11 protein-coding genes are annotated in these 15,714 nt (G+C 36.4%); 9 read left to right on the forward strand and 2 right to left on the reverse strand.

All coding sequences use genetic code 11. The features are described from left to right. The first annotated feature begins 11 nt into the window (after positions 1-11). The 3 genes from ACHRWY_RS15795 to ACHRWY_RS15805 all read left to right on the forward strand — a co-directional run bounded on the left by ACHRWY_RS15795 (position 12) and on the right by ACHRWY_RS15805 (position 2,864). Complete coding sequence (locus ACHRWY_RS15795; RefSeq protein WP_395355950.1) at positions 12-1,025, forward strand: zinc-binding alcohol dehydrogenase family protein; 1,014 nt, start codon at positions 12-14, stop codon at positions 1,023-1,025. 204 nt (positions 1,026-1,229) lie between these two features. After that, a complete protein-coding gene (locus ACHRWY_RS15800) occupies positions 1,230-2,027 on the forward strand; it encodes an SDR family oxidoreductase (protein ID WP_395355952.1) in 798 nt (265 codons plus the stop codon). Between the two features lie 6 nt (positions 2,028-2,033). After that, entirely contained in the window at positions 2,034-2,864 is an 831-nt protein-coding gene (locus ACHRWY_RS15805; protein WP_395355953.1) for an amidohydrolase family protein, read from the forward strand. A 246-nt stretch (positions 2,865-3,110) separates the two neighbouring features. Here ACHRWY_RS15805 and ACHRWY_RS15810 read toward each other — a convergent pair whose 3' ends face one another. Continuing rightward, positions 3,111-4,799, reverse strand: a complete 1,689-nt coding sequence (locus tag ACHRWY_RS15810; RefSeq protein ID WP_395355955.1) for a glycoside hydrolase family 28 protein — start codon at positions 4,797-4,799, stop codon at positions 3,111-3,113. A gap of 403 nt (positions 4,800-5,202) precedes the next feature. On the opposite strand from ACHRWY_RS15810, the gene ACHRWY_RS15815 reads away from it, so the two are divergent. The 3 genes from ACHRWY_RS15815 (at position 5,203) to ACHRWY_RS15825 (ending at position 10,431) form a co-directional block, all read left to right on the forward strand. Beyond that, positions 5,203-7,710 carry an L-rhamnose mutarotase gene (locus tag ACHRWY_RS15815; protein ID WP_395355957.1) on the forward strand — a complete coding sequence of 836 codons (2,508 nt, stop codon included), beginning with the start codon at positions 5,203-5,205 and terminating at the stop codon, positions 7,708-7,710. Between the two features lie 79 nt (positions 7,711-7,789). Next, positions 7,790-8,854, forward strand: coding sequence for a Gfo/Idh/MocA family protein (locus ACHRWY_RS15820; protein ID WP_395355958.1), 1,065 nt, complete (start codon positions 7,790-7,792; stop codon positions 8,852-8,854). After that, entirely contained in the window at positions 8,851-10,431 is a 1,581-nt protein-coding gene (locus ACHRWY_RS15825) for a sodium:solute symporter (protein WP_395355959.1), read from the forward strand. Before ACHRWY_RS15820 ends, ACHRWY_RS15825 begins: the two co-directional genes overlap by 4 nt. A 300-nt stretch (positions 10,432-10,731) precedes the next feature. Here the strand turns inward: ACHRWY_RS15825 and ACHRWY_RS15830 are convergent, their stop codons facing one another. Beyond that, positions 10,732-10,941: a helix-turn-helix transcriptional regulator gene (locus tag ACHRWY_RS15830; protein ID WP_395355960.1), complete on the reverse strand. Its 210-nt coding sequence runs from the start codon at positions 10,939-10,941 to the stop codon at positions 10,732-10,734. Positions 10,942-11,088: 147 nt separating this feature from the next. On the opposite strand from ACHRWY_RS15830, the gene ACHRWY_RS15835 reads away from it, so the two are divergent. The 3 genes from ACHRWY_RS15835 (at position 11,089) to ACHRWY_RS15845 (ending at position 15,690) form a co-directional block, all read left to right on the forward strand. Beyond that, complete coding sequence (locus tag ACHRWY_RS15835) at positions 11,089-11,316, forward strand: SymE family type I addiction module toxin (RefSeq protein ID WP_395355961.1); 228 nt, start codon at positions 11,089-11,091, stop codon at positions 11,314-11,316. A gap of 300 nt (positions 11,317-11,616) precedes the next feature. Then, on the forward strand, positions 11,617-13,803 hold the full coding sequence (locus ACHRWY_RS15840; protein ID WP_395355962.1) for an alpha-L-rhamnosidase C-terminal domain-containing protein: 2,187 nt from the start codon (positions 11,617-11,619) through the stop codon (positions 13,801-13,803). A gap of 213 nt (positions 13,804-14,016) precedes the next feature. After that, positions 14,017-15,690, forward strand: a complete 1,674-nt coding sequence (locus ACHRWY_RS15845) for a hypothetical protein (RefSeq protein WP_395355963.1) — start codon at positions 14,017-14,019, stop codon at positions 15,688-15,690. Positions 15,691-15,714 lie beyond the last annotated feature (24 nt).

Here is a 15,714-nt window from a genome sequence, read left to right on the forward strand (position 1 = left end):
CAAAATTGAGAATGAAATTTATTGTATGTGAAAAACCACAGGAATTCAAATTAAAAGAAAAAGAAATACCGGAACCAAAAGAAGGTGAGGTATTATTAAAAATAAAAAGAATAGGAATTTGCGGAACTGATATTCATGCTTTTGGCGGAACGCAGCCTTATTTTGAATACCCAAGAATTTTAGGGCATGAGCTGGCCGCAGAATATGTAAAAGGAAATGCAAAAGGTTTTGAGCCGGGAGATAAAGTAACTTTTATTCCGTATTTCAATTGCGGAAAATGTGTGGCCTGTAGAAACGGTTTAACCAATTGTTGTGTGAATATCAAAGTTTTTGGAGTTCATATTGATGGCGGAATGGCCGAATATGTGACGATTCCGGAGCAGTATTTACTGCACGGGCAGGGATTAGATTACGATCAGCTGGCATTGGTAGAACCGTTGGCAATTGCTGCACATGGTGTTCGAAGAGCCGCTGTCGGACCTAATGATACTGTTTTGGTAATGGGCGCCGGACCAATTGGTATTGGATTGATTCAGTTTGCGAAAATTGCAGGCGCAAAAGTGATCGTGATGGACATCAACGAATACCGATTGGGTTTTTGCAAAAATGAACTGAATGCCGATGCGACAATAAATCCGTTAAACGAAAATGTTACTGCAAAACTGGCTGAAATCACCAATGGCGATATGGCCAATGTGGTTATTGATGCCACGGGAAACAGAAATGTAATGAATGATGCTTTCAATTATATTTCGCACGGCGGAAGATTTGTTTTGGTAGGGCTTCAAAAAGGTGAATTAACGTTTAGTCATCCTGATTTTCATAAAAGAGAATCGACTTTGATGAGCAGCAGAAACGCCACCATTCAGGATTTTGAATATGTAATGGAATGTCTTAAAAACGGAAAAATTGATCCTAAAAAGTACATCACACACAGAACTGGTTTTAGTGATATGATTGACAATTTTGGAAAATTGATTGATCCGAAAAACAATGTGATCAAAGCATTAATAGAATTAGATTAATTCATTGCGTATACTATTTAAACACATAGAAACATAGGTTTTTAAAATTATTAACTAAGATATTTTTCAGAAAATCAAGATTTTTTTCACCTAGCGAAATCTATGGGATTTATTTGAAGTGAAACAACTTTTTTAGATTATGAAAATTATGTTTCCAGGTGTTTAAAATTTATAACTACGGATAATCTCAAATAACCACAAAAAATGGATTTAAATTTAAAAGGTAAAATTATTGTCGTGTCGGGTTCGGCTGGCAAAGAAGGAAGTATAGGAGAAACGATAATCAAAAGACTGGCAGATGAAGGTGCAATTCCGGTACTTGTCGATAGGAATGACAGAGGTTTTGGTTATGCCGAAGCACTTCAAAAAAGAAATATAGATTCATTATTCGTTAAAACAGATGTCACGGATCCTGTTGAAATAGAAAATGCCGTTAAAAAAATCGTTGCAAAATACGGTAGAATAGACGCTGTGATCAATAATGTTGGCGTGAATGACGGAGCAGGTTTAGATTCTAGTTATGAGGATTTCATGAATTCGTTGAAACTGAATGTAGTAAGTTATTTTTTATTGACAAAATATGCGCTTCCATACCTGAAAGAATCGAGAGGAAATATCCTGAATATTGGTTCAAAAGTAGCTCTAACAGGACAGGGGGGAACTTCAGGTTACGCTGCTGCCAAAGGTGGGGTTTTAGGGTTAACCAGAGAATGGGCAGTTGATTTAATTCAGTTTGGAATTCGTTCGAATGCCATTATTATTGCCGAAAGTTTTACGCCGGCCTATGACGATTGGTTGAAAACACTTCCGGACGGTGAAACGGTTTTGAAGAAAATCAACAAAAGTATTCCGTTTGAAAGCCGAATGACCAAAACAGAAGAAATTGCAGATACAGCACTTTTCATCATTTCTAATCGTTCATCGCATACAACAGGACAATTTGTTTTTGTTGATGGCGGTTACGTGCATTTAGATCGTGCCTTAATCAGCGATGTAAATTAATATAAGATGAATAATCGTATTGATTCACATCAGCATTTTTGGAAATTTGATCCCGTAAGAGACAGCTGGATTGATGATTCGATGCAAAAGATCCAAAGGGATTTTTTGCCCGAAGATCTTTTACCGCTGCTTCAGCAGAATCAATTTTCTGGTTGCGTAGCCGTTCAGGCCAGTCAGTCTGAAGAGGAAACGGAGTTTCTTTTAGATTTAGCTTCAAAAAATGATTTTATAAAAGGAATCGTGGGTTGGGTTGATTTAAGAGTATCAAATATAGAAGAACGACTGCATCACTTTTCTTCTTTTAAAAAGATAAAAGGATTTCGGCACGTGGTACAAGGCGAAGCCGATGATTTTATGTTTAGAAAGGATTTTCGTAACGGAATTTCAGCTTTAAAAAAGTTCAATTATACCTATGATATTCTTATTTTTCATCGTCAGTTAACGGCTACAATAGATTTGGTACAACATTTTACGGATCAGGCTTTTGTAATCGATCATATTGCAAAACCGGATATAAAATCAGGTGATAGTGCTTCCTGGAAAAAAAGAATCGAGGAAATAGCAAAATACGAAAATGTAAGCTGTAAAATCTCAGGAATGGTTACAGAAGCTCACTGGAATAATTGGAAACCTTCTGATTTAAAACCCTATTTAGATGTTATTTTCGAAAATTTCCCAGCCAATAGATTAATGTTCGGATCAGATTGGCCCGTTTTGAATGTCGCATCAAATTATTCCGAAGTCGTAAAAACTTTAGAAGATTATATTTCGCAACTTTCTATAGAAGACCAGAATAAGATTTGGTTCGGGAATGCGAGTTCTTTTTATAATTTATAAAGAATTTTATCATTCTCCTTACATAATTAAAGCCGACGGGTTTGATCTTGTAGAAGGCACAATCTCGTCATCTCGACGAAATGACAAAGAAACTTAATAAAAAAGCAGGCTTTCCATCGGAAAGCCTGCTTTTTTATTAATCTATAATCTATAATCTATAATCTATAATCTATAATCTATAATCTATAATCTATAATCTATAATCTATAATCTATAATCTATAATCTATAATCTATAATCTATAATCTAAAACTTCACAGCCCCTTTAGGAACAGTCTCCCCAATAGTAGTTTTCTTTGCAAAATCAAAATTAGCTGATGAAGCAAATTCAATATTCTGAGAAGCCTCTCCATTAATAGAAATTGCTTTTGCTGATGTCGAATTGAATTCTACATTTTTCAAAGACAGATTTTTAGCATTATAAATTTCGAATACATTGCTGTCTGCAATATCCAGTTTTGCATTAGTGATTTTGATTCCCTTAGCATCAATGATCGAAAAACCTTTTTCTGCTGTAGCGATTAAGTTGGAGATTTCGATATTCTCTAAATTCATTTCAGGCAAACCTTGTAGAAATACGGCTTGCTGAGCGCCTTTAATCGTCACATTTTTGATTGAAATGTTTTTAAATTGTGGCGTTTCAACAGTGACAGGCATTGCTTTATTAATAATTTTATCTCCACCTTCTTCTAACGTTTCTGCTATTGATTTTCCTCCGTAATACAAATTAAAAGAAATAGCCTGCGACGGAATATCTGTCATAAAAATATCAGAGATATAAATGTTTTCCACCACACCGCCACGTCCACGGTTACTTTTAAAACGAAGACCAACGTCAGTTCCCATAAAAGTACAGTTCGATACATGCATGTTTTTTACACCACTGGACATTTCGCTTCCAACCGTTACACCTCCGTGTCCGTGATACACGATATTATTTTTTATGATGATATTCTCACAAGGAACGCCACGATCACGACCGTCTTTATCTTTTCCTGATTTAATACAAATCGCATCGTCACCCACATCAAAACTTGAATTTTCGATGATCACATTTTTGCAGGATTCTACGTCAAGACCATCGCCATTTTGTGAATACCACGGATTACGAACGGTAACATTACGCACAATTAAATCTTCAACCATTAATGGATGAATGTTCCATGCCGGAGAATTCTGAAATACAGGGCCATCAAACAAAACTCTTTTACTGTTTTGAATACTTACCAGCACCGGACGCAAAAAGTCATGAATTTTTTCAAAATCTTCTTTCGTTTTTAAGTCAGGGCGTACATTTTGATCGGCTCCTTTAGAAGCATTCATGAAAACTTCTGACGGATACCAGCTTGTTTTGTCTTTATTCAGAACACCGCCTGAAGCAACAAATTTTTTCCATTGCCCCTCCGTTAATTTACTCTTTTTAACCTGTCTCCAGACTTCACCTGAACCATCCCAGACACCGCTTCCGGTGAAAGCAATATTTTCAAGGTTTTTACCATAAATAGGAGAGATGCAGCGCCATGTATTCAATCCTTCAAAACTCGTCTCTATAATCGGATATAAACTCTTGTCAGGAGAGAATTTGATTAATGCTCCGGTTTCGGCATGCAATTCAAGGTTGCTTTTTAAAATAATAGGTCCGGTAAGCCAGATTCCCGCAGGGATAATTACTTTTCCTCCGCCTTTTTTTGAAACTGCGTCTATAGCATCAGCGAAAGCCTTAGTATTGAGAACATAACCGCCATTTACAGCACCAAAATCTTTTATGTTCACACTGTTTTTTGGAATTACAGGTTCTTTGACCTTTGCCATTTTAAACTCAATGTTTTTGTAAGTGTCATAGGATTTCGAATTCTGGGCGACAATGTTCTGCGAACAACTTGCAATCATAATTGCCAAAGCAATACGTAAAAAGTTAATTGGGTTAGTTTTCATTGATATTGTATTATGGTTAAAATTTGAATCTGAGTTGAAAGGTTTTATTTGCTGAATCTGTTTAATGATCCTTATTTTTTTATTGATAAGGAAAAAATAAATTACTATTAATCATAAAACTTAAATGTAATCGATTACACAAATCTATAAAAAAATATTCTAAATATTCCCCTTAATCGAAAGATTGCCACAAAAGAAATAGTAAAAGTTAAGAAAATATCTTTTATCCCCGTTCATTTCAATAATAGCAGGAGGGTACAGGATACTTATATTTTTATGTTCTTCTAAATTGTGCCATATATTTAAGGTAAATGTTAAAATGTCTACTGATGTAAAGTTTTTATTACTTTAAATTATTCTCCTAATAATTTTAATACCAAAAAAAGTTTAAAAATTCAAAATAATGCATTCAAATTCCTTTCGTAAAATTTTCATTGTTTTTTTTATTTTCTGTACCGTCTTTTCAGCCAACGCTGCTGAGATTTGGGTTTCCCCAAACGGAAAAGATACCAATGTAGGGACAAAATCAAATCCTGTAGCAACGGTACAAATGGCAATGCGAAAAGCCAGAGAACTACGCCGATTAAAAGATCCGTCTGTAAAAGGAGGGATTCAGATTATCATAATGAACGGTACTTATTATTTAAACGAACCATTGTTTGTGAGACCTGAAGATTCAGGAACTCCGGAAAGTCCAACCACAATTGTGTCAGATCTAAATGCAAAACCAATAATAAGCGGGGGATTTGAAATTAAAAACTGGAAAAAAGCCCCAACTATAAACGGAATAAAAAAAGCGAATGTCTGGGTGGCGGATGCGCCTAAAATAGCAGGCGAAATTATTAATTACCGTCAGTTATGGGTCAATGACAAAAAAGCGGTGCGTGCTAAGAGCACTTCCGGAAACACCATGGACCGTATTTTGTCCTGGGATCATGAATCGCAAACGTGTTGGATTCCGTTTAAAGACAAGTCGATTAAGTTTGAGCCGGGAATGGAAATGTTCATCACACAATGGTGGTCAGTGGCCAATCTTCGAATCAAAAATATCGAAATTCAAAAAGACAGTGCAAGACTTTCTTTTGAACAGCCGGAAAGCCGTATTCAGAGCGAACATCCGTGGCCGGCACCATGGATTTCGAAAAACAACGGAAATTCAGCTTTCTTTTTAAATAATGGGATTTCGATGCTGAATGAAGCCGGAGAATGGTATTTGGATAAGAAAAATGCCAAAGTCTATTATATTCCAAGAGCCGGAGAAAACATGAATTCGGCTAAAGTTACCATTCCGGTTTTAGAAAATTTAGTAGAAGTAAAAGGCACTATCGATGCTCCGGTACATGATTTTAGATTTAAAGGGATTTCGTTTCAGTACAGCAATTGGCTTCGTCCTTCGCAGCAAGGTCACGTTCCGTTACAGTCCGGTTTGTATTTATTGGATGCTTATAAATTAAAGATTCCAGGAACTCCCAATCAGGCCAGTTTAGAAAATCAGGCGTGGGTAGGAAGACCAAGAGCGGCTGTAGAAGTGAATTATGCTAATAATATTCAGTTTGAATCCTGTCGTTTTGAGCATTTGGCCTCAACGGGATTAGATTTGAATAAAGGAACAAATCATAATATCGTAAAAGGAAACTTATTCAAAGACATTGGCGGAAGCGCTATAAACGTTGGAGTATTCTCAGAAGAAGCTTTTGAAGCCCATTTACCATTAAATGTAAAAGACGAAAGAGAAATTTGTTCTGATGAATTAATTGCGGATAATTTGATTACCAATGTTACCAATGAAGATTGGGGAACGCTGGGAATCAGCGCAGGTTTTGTTCGCAATATTACGATCGAACACAACGAAATTTCAGATGTATCCTACTCCGGAATCGCAATGGGCTGGGGCTGGACACACACGGCAAATGTGATGAAAAACAATAAAATACTTGGGAATAAAATTCATCATTATGCCAAACATCTTCATGATGTTTCGGGCATTTATACCCTTTCATCACAGCCAAACAGCAGAATCGAAGAAAATTATATCGATAAGGTTTACAACAGTCCTTATGCACACGATCCGTTTTTGTGGCTGTATTTGTATACAGATGAAGGAAGTCAGGGATTTACGATCAAAAACAACTGGATTGCGACCGAGAAAATCCTTAAAAATAATAATGGTCCCGAAGGCAATATCTGGCAGGATAACAATCCGTATGTAAGTACTAAAATCAAAGATGCTGCCGGAATCAGAGCGCCCTATACGGACTTAACTAAAGAAGTTTTTATTGATGAAAGCTGGGGATTACAAGAATTGCCAAAATCGGTTGCGATCGAATTAACAGGATCTGATTTTGATATCGAAAAAATAAAATCAACTATAAAAGGATTCCGAATTGTAGGTGAATCGTTGTACCAATGGAAAAATCGCTTGGTGATTTATGGTAAGATGAATCAGCCGGAAAGAACAAAGCGAAAGCTGGCGTTGGCTTTTCCATCCCTTCAAATTAAAATCTTTGAAAATCCGATTTATGATTTCCAAAATTTTGACAGATGCAAAGAGTCAAAACCGGCATCAGAATGGGAGAATATTGTTTTGACAGCCAATTTGGTCGATGATCCAAAGTTGCAAAAGGAATATGTTGATTATCATACCACACAATTCGAAAAATGGCCGGAAATCGCAAAAGGTTTCTGTAATGCTGATTTTCAGCAATTGCAGGTTTTCAAAAATGAAAAACAACTGATACTGATTATCAGTATCCCAAAAGGAGAAAATCTGGATAAACTGAATCCAAAAACAACCCAAAATAATCCGCGCGTTGACGAATGGAATGCTTTAATGAAAAAATACCAAACCGGAATCGAAGGAGCAAAACCAGACGAAACCTGGATATTTCTAAATAAAGTAGAATCGAAATAATTACATATTATTATCCTAATAGGTTTTAAAAACGAGTTAGGATACTATGGAAAATCTAACTATCAAACCAAAAATATAAATGTTAAGAATAGCCATTTTAGGACTCGGAGAAGGCCGAAGCACCATGTCGGCAGCTTTAGGAAGTTCAAAATTAGAACTCGTAAAAGTATGCGACAGAAATGAAGAATTGTGTAAAAAGAGAGCAGGGGAATTTGATTTCCATTCGTACACCACCAATTATGATGATTTATTAAAAGATGATTCCATTGATATCATCGCCATTTATACCCCCGATCATTTGCATGCCGAGCATATAAAACAAGCATTATTGCACGGGAAACATGTAGTTTGTACCAAACCTTTTATCGATGATCTTTCAGATGCCGCAGCACTTTTAGAACTCAGTAAAAAAACAGGTAAAAAGGTTTTTATAGGTCAGAGTTCACGATTTTTTGAACCTGCAAAAAGACAACGAAAAGATTATGAAGAAGGATTAATAGGTGATTTAATCACGATTGAAGCGCAGTATCACGCTGATCACAGATGGTTTTTAGAGAAAGAATGGTCGTTGTTGCAGTCTTTCAAATGGTTGTACGGAGGTTTAAGCCATCCCGTTGATTTCATCAGATGGTATTTGCCTAATATCGAAGAAGTAATGGGGTACGGAATGATCAGCAGTAACGGAAGTGCTGCAGGTTTGAAAAATGAAGATACGATGCACTTTATCTTCAAAGCAACAGACGGAAGAATCGCCAGAGTAAGTGGAGTATATACTTCGCCAACGCAACCTGCGCAGCGTGATAGCGGAATGAGCACGATTTTAAGAGCAACCGAAGGCGCAAGTCAGGCAGATTACCATGAATTGCGTTATGCGGTTACTGACAAAACCGGAGAAGAAAAAGTAATTACGTGGGGAGATTCAGCCTTAAAACATTATTTCCGTTTTGAAGGACAAAGCCATCACGCAGGAGAATATCAAAATTATCTGGAATATTTCGTAGACAGCATCGAACTTAATTTCACGGCTTATCCGGATATGGAAGAAGGCATCGGAACCGTAGCTTTATTGCAAGCAATGGACAGATCACTGCAAACCGGATTGCCAGTAAAAATAGCTGACGTTCTTAACGAATACGGACTATGAACAGCATCTACGATAAATTAACAACGCTCGATTTTATAATTGTTGCCGTTTATCTGGTAGCTTTATTAATTATTGGCTGGGTAGTAAGTGTCAAACAAAGCAAGAAGAACGAAACCCTTTTTCTCGCCGGAAACTCACTAAACTGGTACAGCATTGGGTTCAATATGTGGGGGACAAATGTTGGTCCGTCATCTTTATTGGCATTTGCGAGTATTGGTTACGCCACCGGAATTGTAGCCGGAAATTTTGAGTGGTATGCTTTTGTTTTTTTACTGCTTTTGGCAATGGTTTTTGCACCGCGTTATATTGCGAGCAAAGTAAGCACGATGCCGGAATATATGGGAAAACGCTATGGCGACAGCACACAAAATATTTTGGCCTGGTACGCTTTAGTCAAAATTTTGGTAAGCTGGTTATCATTAGGATTATTCAGCGGAGGCGTTTTAGTACGTCAGATTTTGGGAATCCCGATGTGGCAGAGCGTGACCGTTTTAGTGATTTTTTCAGGAATTTTTACTTTCGCCGGAGGACTAAAAGCGATTGCAAAAGTCAATGTTTTTCAGATGATTTTATTAATTGTCGTTTCATTAACCTTATCTTATTTAGGTTTACAAAAATTGGGAGGAATAGATGTCTTAATTGCTAAGACACCTTCTAATTTCTGGAATTTAGTACAGCCCGCAAACGATGCGCATTATCCGTGGCCTGCCATTTTATTAGGATATCCTGTTGCTGCTGTAGCTTTCTTTTGTACCGATCAATCGATGGTGCAGAGCGTTTTAGGAGCGAAGAATCTGGAACAGGGACAATTGGGCGTAAACTTCATTGGCTGGCTAAAGGTGATGGCGTTGCCCTTGTTTATTTTACCGGGAATTTTGTGTTATGCTTTATATCCTGAATTAGGCAAAAACTCTGATTTGGCTTATATGACCATGGTGACAAACCTTTTCCCTAGCGGAATGAACGGTTTGGTAATTTGTGTGATGATTGCTGTTTTGGTAGGAACAATTGGTTCGTCGCTGAATGCGTTAAGTACCGTCTTTACGAATGATATTTATGTCAAGAAATTCAACCCGACAGCGACTATAAAAGATCAGATTAAGATTGGAAGAATCACCATTGCAGCCGGATGTTTGTTTGCGATTCTGATCGCCATTGCAATCGACAATATAAAAGGACAAAATCTATTCAATATATTTCAGGCGGTTTTGGGCTTTTTAGCACCTTCATTATCCGTTGTCTTTTTGTTGAGTATCTTCTGGAAACGGACGACAAAGAAAGCAGTAAACGCAACATTATCCTGGGGATCTGCTTTTAGCTTATTCGTTGGGGTTTTGTATCTCTGGATTTTCCCTGCTGATGTTTATACCATCTGGCCACACTTTTTATTGATATCCTTTTACATTTTTGCCGTTTTATTGGTTGCAGCAGTTATTATTTCATTATTGGATAAAAGCCCGGAAACCAATTTTTCAGTTGAAGTTGATATTCCTAAAACGAGTATGAAAGTTAAGCTGTTGTTTGGTTTGTTGGGATTAACGATTTTGGCTTTGTATTTTGTTTTTAATGGGAATTAAATAACTCAGAAACATTTCAACCATAGCCCAAGGTTTCAACCTTGGGAAGCATAATGTTATATATTTTGCGCCCTAGTGGTTGAAACCACTGGCTATGTTTGGAAATGCTATAATAGTAATTAGTCTATTTAAGGAAAACCTTATTCTTTTAAAAGTTACTCTTGATAAAGCAATTGCTGTTAAAGCAGATGAATTTGTAGGATTGTAATTCAAGCCACTCTTTGGAGTGGTTTTTTTATGGATATTTTTTATTTTAAAATTTCTGAAGTAAAGATTTTAAAAAAAAATAAAGTCTGATTATTAGCTTTTAGTAGAAACTAGCAACTCTCGAATATCAACTTTCAAAAACTTAGAAATCTCATAAAGTGTTTCAATAGAAGGCTGATATTCATTCGTACACCAACGAGAAACAGTCGATACGGTTTTGCCTAAATGTTTGGCTAATTCCTTATTACTTCTATTGTTTTCAACTAAAACAACCTTTATTCTATTTAGCTTAAGTTTCGACATAATGTTGATTTATTGCTTTTTCATGCAAATATGATATATTTTAAATATAATAAAAAGTATAGTGTAATTATTCAAAAGTGCTATGAAATTATAATTTAATTAGATCTTGTTATTATTTGTAATAAAATTTTTACTACATTTGCTTTAATGAAAGAAAAAACTGAAATAAAGCGATCAGAAAAACGACAATTAAAAATCCATCGAAAATATATTCGAAGATCATATATGCGTTATGTTATATTTCCTGAAATCCGACTTTGTGGGAAGTGGCTCAAAGATATCGGCTTTGAATGCGGACAATCTGTAACAGTTTTACATGAGAAAAATAAAATCATTATCACGGCGAATGATGAAATTGAAAAGAACAAAAAGTAAGGATTGCTAATTATTTTTAATGAAAATGATACTCAGAGATAAACTTTAAAAAATAATTAATAATGCTTCAGAATCCCCGAAGCATTTTTTTATGACGATTTTTAAGTAGTCTGAATGATAAATCTCACAAGCCATTATCTATTTGAAAAAAAATCAAATAAAATTTAAAGAATTAAATAAAAAAATGGGACTAAAATTACAGTCATGGTATAAAAAAGGTTAATTATTCCGCGTAAACAGGACAGTACAGGTTGTGAAATGTAAAAATAACATTTATCTTTAGCCTTAAATTATTTTTATATGAAGAACCAATTTTCAATTTCCAGATTTTTGTTTGTTTGTCTTATTTTTTGTCCTTCCGTTTTTCTGTTTGCGCAGGAAAAATCAAAAGAAGCGACATGGATCTGGTATCCAGGAGATTTTGAAGTTTGGTTAAGCAATAAAATGCAAGTAAAACGTACAGAACGTGAAGCGGTATTTCCACCGCTTTGGCAATATTATAGTCCTTATGCGCTGGTAACTTTTCAAACAGAAGTAGACATTCCAAAACCAGACGAGGTAAAAATCTATTCAGAAGGACCTTTTCAATTACTTTTAGATGGTGTTCAGGTATATGGGCAGCCAAAATCAATAACAATTCCTGCCGGAAAACACAAAATTTCCTTTAAAGTTTATAATCAGGAAGTACTGCCGGCTATTTATATTGATGGTAAATATGTTAAATCTGATGCATCCTGGAAAGTGACCAACGAAGACAAACTTTGGATTGACGAAACTGGAAAAGCACAGCAATCCGGTACACCTTGGGTGCCTGTTGGTTCTTGGAATTTTAATGCACCGGAGCATAAACCTTCGGGATTTAAACTGACAACCAAACCTATGAATGCCAAAAAAACAGAGAAAATAGGAGCTGGTCAATTAGTAGATTTCGGGAAAGAAACGTTTGGTTATATCAAAATTCACGGATTAAAGGGAAAAGGTAAAGTAGCTCTTTATTATGGTGAATCCCGTGAGGAAGCACTGGATTCTGCCAGATGCGAAACCTTAGATCATTTATCTTTTGATGGAAACCAGTCTGAAACGTACACACATGACGGATCTAAAGCATTCCGCTATGTTCAGGTACAGGCAGATGCAACGGTAAAATACGATTCTATTTCGATGCTTTATGAATATTTGCCATTAGATTATCGTGGTGCATTCAAATCTTCAGACGAACAATTGAATCAAATTTGGGATGTTTCGGCTTACACAATGCATCTAACGTCCCGCGAATTTTTTATAGACGGAATCAAACGCGATCGTTGGGTTTGGTCTGGCGACGCTTATCAAAGTTATTTAATGAATTATTATTTATTCTTTGATTCAGCTTCTGTAGAACGAACCATGTTAGCGCTTCGCGGAAAAGAACCTGTAACGGCGCATGTTAATATCATAATGGATTACTCGCTTTATTGGTTTGTGGGGGTTTACGATTATTATTTGCACACAGGCGATACGAAATTTATCGAAACTTTTTATCCGCGAATGAAGTCACTTATGGAATTCTGTTTAAAAAGAAGAAACACAAGCGGATTCCTGGAACCTTTAGAAGGCGATTGGGTGTTTATTGATTGGGCAGACGGTCTGCCAAAAACAGGAGAAGTTAGTTTTGAGCAAATGCTTTTAGCAAGAAGTTTAGAAGCGATGGCGGTTAGTGCTGAAATTGCAGGTGAAAAGGAAGACCAAAAACAGTATCAAAAATTAGCGGATGATTTAAAAACAAAATTATTTGATGTGTTTTGGGATAAAAAACAAAACGTCATGAAGCACCAGCGCATAAACGGTAAAGTGGAAGACATTGTCACCAGATACGCTAATATGTTTGGTATTTTTTTCAATTATTTTAATGAAGAGCAAAAACAAAGTATCAAAAACAAGGTATTGCTCAATGATAATATTCTTAAAATTACAACACCATACATGCGTTTTTACGAGTTAGAAGCTTTGTGTGCTATGGGCGAACAGGATTACGTCTTAAAAGAAATGAAAGATTATTGGGGCGGAATGTTAAAAGAAGGCGCAACATCTTTCTGGGAAGAATATAACCCAAACAAAAAAGGAGCAGAACATTTAACCATGTACGGACGCCCTTATGGTAAAAGCCTTTGTCATGCCTGGGGAGCAAGTCCGATTTATTTATTAGGAAAATATTACCTGGGCGTAAAACCAACTTCACCGGGATATTCAGAATACGAAATCAAACCTAATTTAGGAGGTTTAAAATGGATACAAGGAAAAGTGCCAACACCAAAAGGAGAAGTAGAATTGTATTGCAGTACCAATGAAATCAAAGTAAAAGCAGCTGAAGGCGAAGGGAAATTGATTTTTGAAAGTTCAACCAAACCCAAAACAAATTCAGGAACGATTACAACATTGGCTAAAAATAAATACCAGCTGATTATTAAGCCTAATGTAGAATATGAAGTGAGTTATAAAGCACTATAATTTTACGTTTAGTTTGTCATTCCGACGAAGGAGGAATCACACGCGTAACCACAAAGATTGTCACGCCATTTTTGTCATTTCGAGGAACGAGAAATCTTCGCAAGTAGCTCCATAAAGATTGATCTGCCAGGCGTGCTCAGCAAACGAAAATTTCTCCTCCGTCGAAATGACAAGATTGAGGGAATTCAGAATTCATTAAATAATAAAAAACCAATGTTTTCAAAAAATACAAAATACAATTTCAAATTAAAAACAGCTTTCCTGATGCTGTTAACTGTCTGCATTCAAGTTTCAGCACAAAACAGCGCATGGAAACCCGCTTCTTTTGAAGTTATACAATCAAATTACAAAACATTCCAAACAACGCAATATGCGCACATATTTTCAGGAAGCAAACATAATATTGTTCGTTTAGCGCCGGAATTGCAAGGTTTGCAAGGTGTAGAACTTCCTTTAGAGGCATATAAAAAAGGAACAAACGCTCCTTTACAATTAAAATTCAAAGAACCGGTTCAGGTTTTAATTGGTGTTTTTAAGGAAAACAATGCAGAATATCTTCAGGCTGATAAATTGCTAAATGCAAAATTAGTTTTAGAAAATGCAGTAACAATAACAGGTTTACCGCCAGTAAATGTTTATTCGGTTTCTTATCCAAAAGGAACTCAAACTATAAATCCGGGAAAAGGATTATTTGCCCTTTTAGGTGTTGTGAAAAGCAGTCAAAAAGTAACCTTTAGAAACGCAGTACTTCCGGACGGTAAATTATGGAATCCAACATTTATCGTAGAAGGATTTTCAGACGAGAAACCGCTGTTTGAAATTGTTGGCGGAGAAAATAAACCTGTTGTAGAAGAAGGAATGCCCGGAACAGAAGGAATTCAAGGCGGTTTTGAAGGCGGACGCGTGGTAAAAGTTGGTGATACGTATCATATGTTTCCAACCGAAAGAGCCGGAGAAAAAGGAGTAGATTATTATTACGATCGCGTAAAAACCAGAATTGGGCACTGGACCAGTAAAGACGCTATTCACTGGAAAAGAGAATCGACGATTTACCAGGCCAGCGGCACATATGCCGTAACCGAAGATGATAACCCAATGAATGATCGCCGTGCCGCTATTTGGTCGTATATGCCGGTTTTTAATGAAAAGGCAAACAAATGGTACGGCTATTATTTGGCCTATACAGTGAGTAAAGAAATAGAACCCAATCATTCCTTTGGAAGGATTTGGAGATGTGAATCAACAGTAGACGGAATCAATGGAATTGGCGGGCCGTATAAGGATATGGGCATCATCATGGAACCCGGATTAGACTCAGAACCATGGGAAGGGCGTCAGGGCGTGGCTTCGTTTTTTCCGTATAAAGTAGGCGATAAGTATTTTGGTTTTTATAGCGGAGCGTATCCGTTTAATTCCTGGGCAGATTATCCAAAGAAATCAGGAAAAGGCTGGTTTGTGGCTTTAGCCGAATCAAAAAGTTTAGAAGGTCCATGGTCAAGAATAAAAGAGGGCAATAATCCGATAAGGACAATGCATCCGTTTTTTGTAGAAAATCCAATTGTGAGTCAGCTTCCAAACGGTTTATACATTGCCATTTTTGACGGAGGACCGGACGGTTGGGGACATCATTTACCCAACATGATCGCCTATTCAATATCAAAAGATGGCAAAAATTGGGGAGAGGCAAGATATCTGCCCATAGAAACAAAAGTCGATAAATGGTGGGATATCATGAGAACGCCATTATGTCTAATTCCAGAAGGAAATGACGTTTACACTATTGTTTACGCTGCAATAGACCTGAAAAGAAGATTTCACCCAATGGGAATGGTTAAAGTAAAACTAAACAAAGAAGTGATGGAAAAGAGATTGAAAGCTTTGGAATAGAGAGAATAGAATAGAGAGAATAGA

The sequence above is a fragment of the Flavobacterium sp. FlaQc-48 genome (assembly GCF_044007335.1).
Classification (GTDB): domain Bacteria; phylum Bacteroidota; class Bacteroidia; order Flavobacteriales; family Flavobacteriaceae; genus Flavobacterium.

Bases quoted from the DNA above. Each gene is read 5' to 3' on its own strand.
- ACHRWY_RS15795 (WP_395355950.1), top strand. From the start codon at position 12: ATGAAATTTATTGTATGTGAAAAACCACAGGAATTCAAATTAAAAGAA.
- ACHRWY_RS15800 (WP_395355952.1), top strand. From the start codon at position 1,230: ATGGATTTAAATTTAAAAGGTAAAATTATTGTCGTGTCGGGTTCGGCT.
- ACHRWY_RS15805 (WP_395355953.1), top strand. From the start codon at position 2,034: ATGAATAATCGTATTGATTCACATCAGCATTTTTGGAAATTTGATCCC.
- ACHRWY_RS15810 (WP_395355955.1), bottom strand. From the start codon at position 4,799: ATGAAAACTAACCCAATTAACTTTTTACGTATTGCTTTGGCAATTATG.
- ACHRWY_RS15815 (WP_395355957.1), top strand. From the start codon at position 5,203: ATGCATTCAAATTCCTTTCGTAAAATTTTCATTGTTTTTTTTATTTTC.
- ACHRWY_RS15820 (WP_395355958.1), top strand. From the start codon at position 7,790: ATGTTAAGAATAGCCATTTTAGGACTCGGAGAAGGCCGAAGCACCATG.
- ACHRWY_RS15825 (WP_395355959.1), top strand. From the start codon at position 8,851: ATGAACAGCATCTACGATAAATTAACAACGCTCGATTTTATAATTGTT.
- ACHRWY_RS15830 (WP_395355960.1), bottom strand. From the start codon at position 10,941: ATGTCGAAACTTAAGCTAAATAGAATAAAGGTTGTTTTAGTTGAAAAC.
- ACHRWY_RS15835 (WP_395355961.1), top strand. From the start codon at position 11,089: ATGAAAGAAAAAACTGAAATAAAGCGATCAGAAAAACGACAATTAAAA.
- ACHRWY_RS15840 (WP_395355962.1), top strand. From the start codon at position 11,617: ATGAAGAACCAATTTTCAATTTCCAGATTTTTGTTTGTTTGTCTTATT.
- ACHRWY_RS15845 (WP_395355963.1), top strand. From the start codon at position 14,017: ATGTTTTCAAAAAATACAAAATACAATTTCAAATTAAAAACAGCTTTC.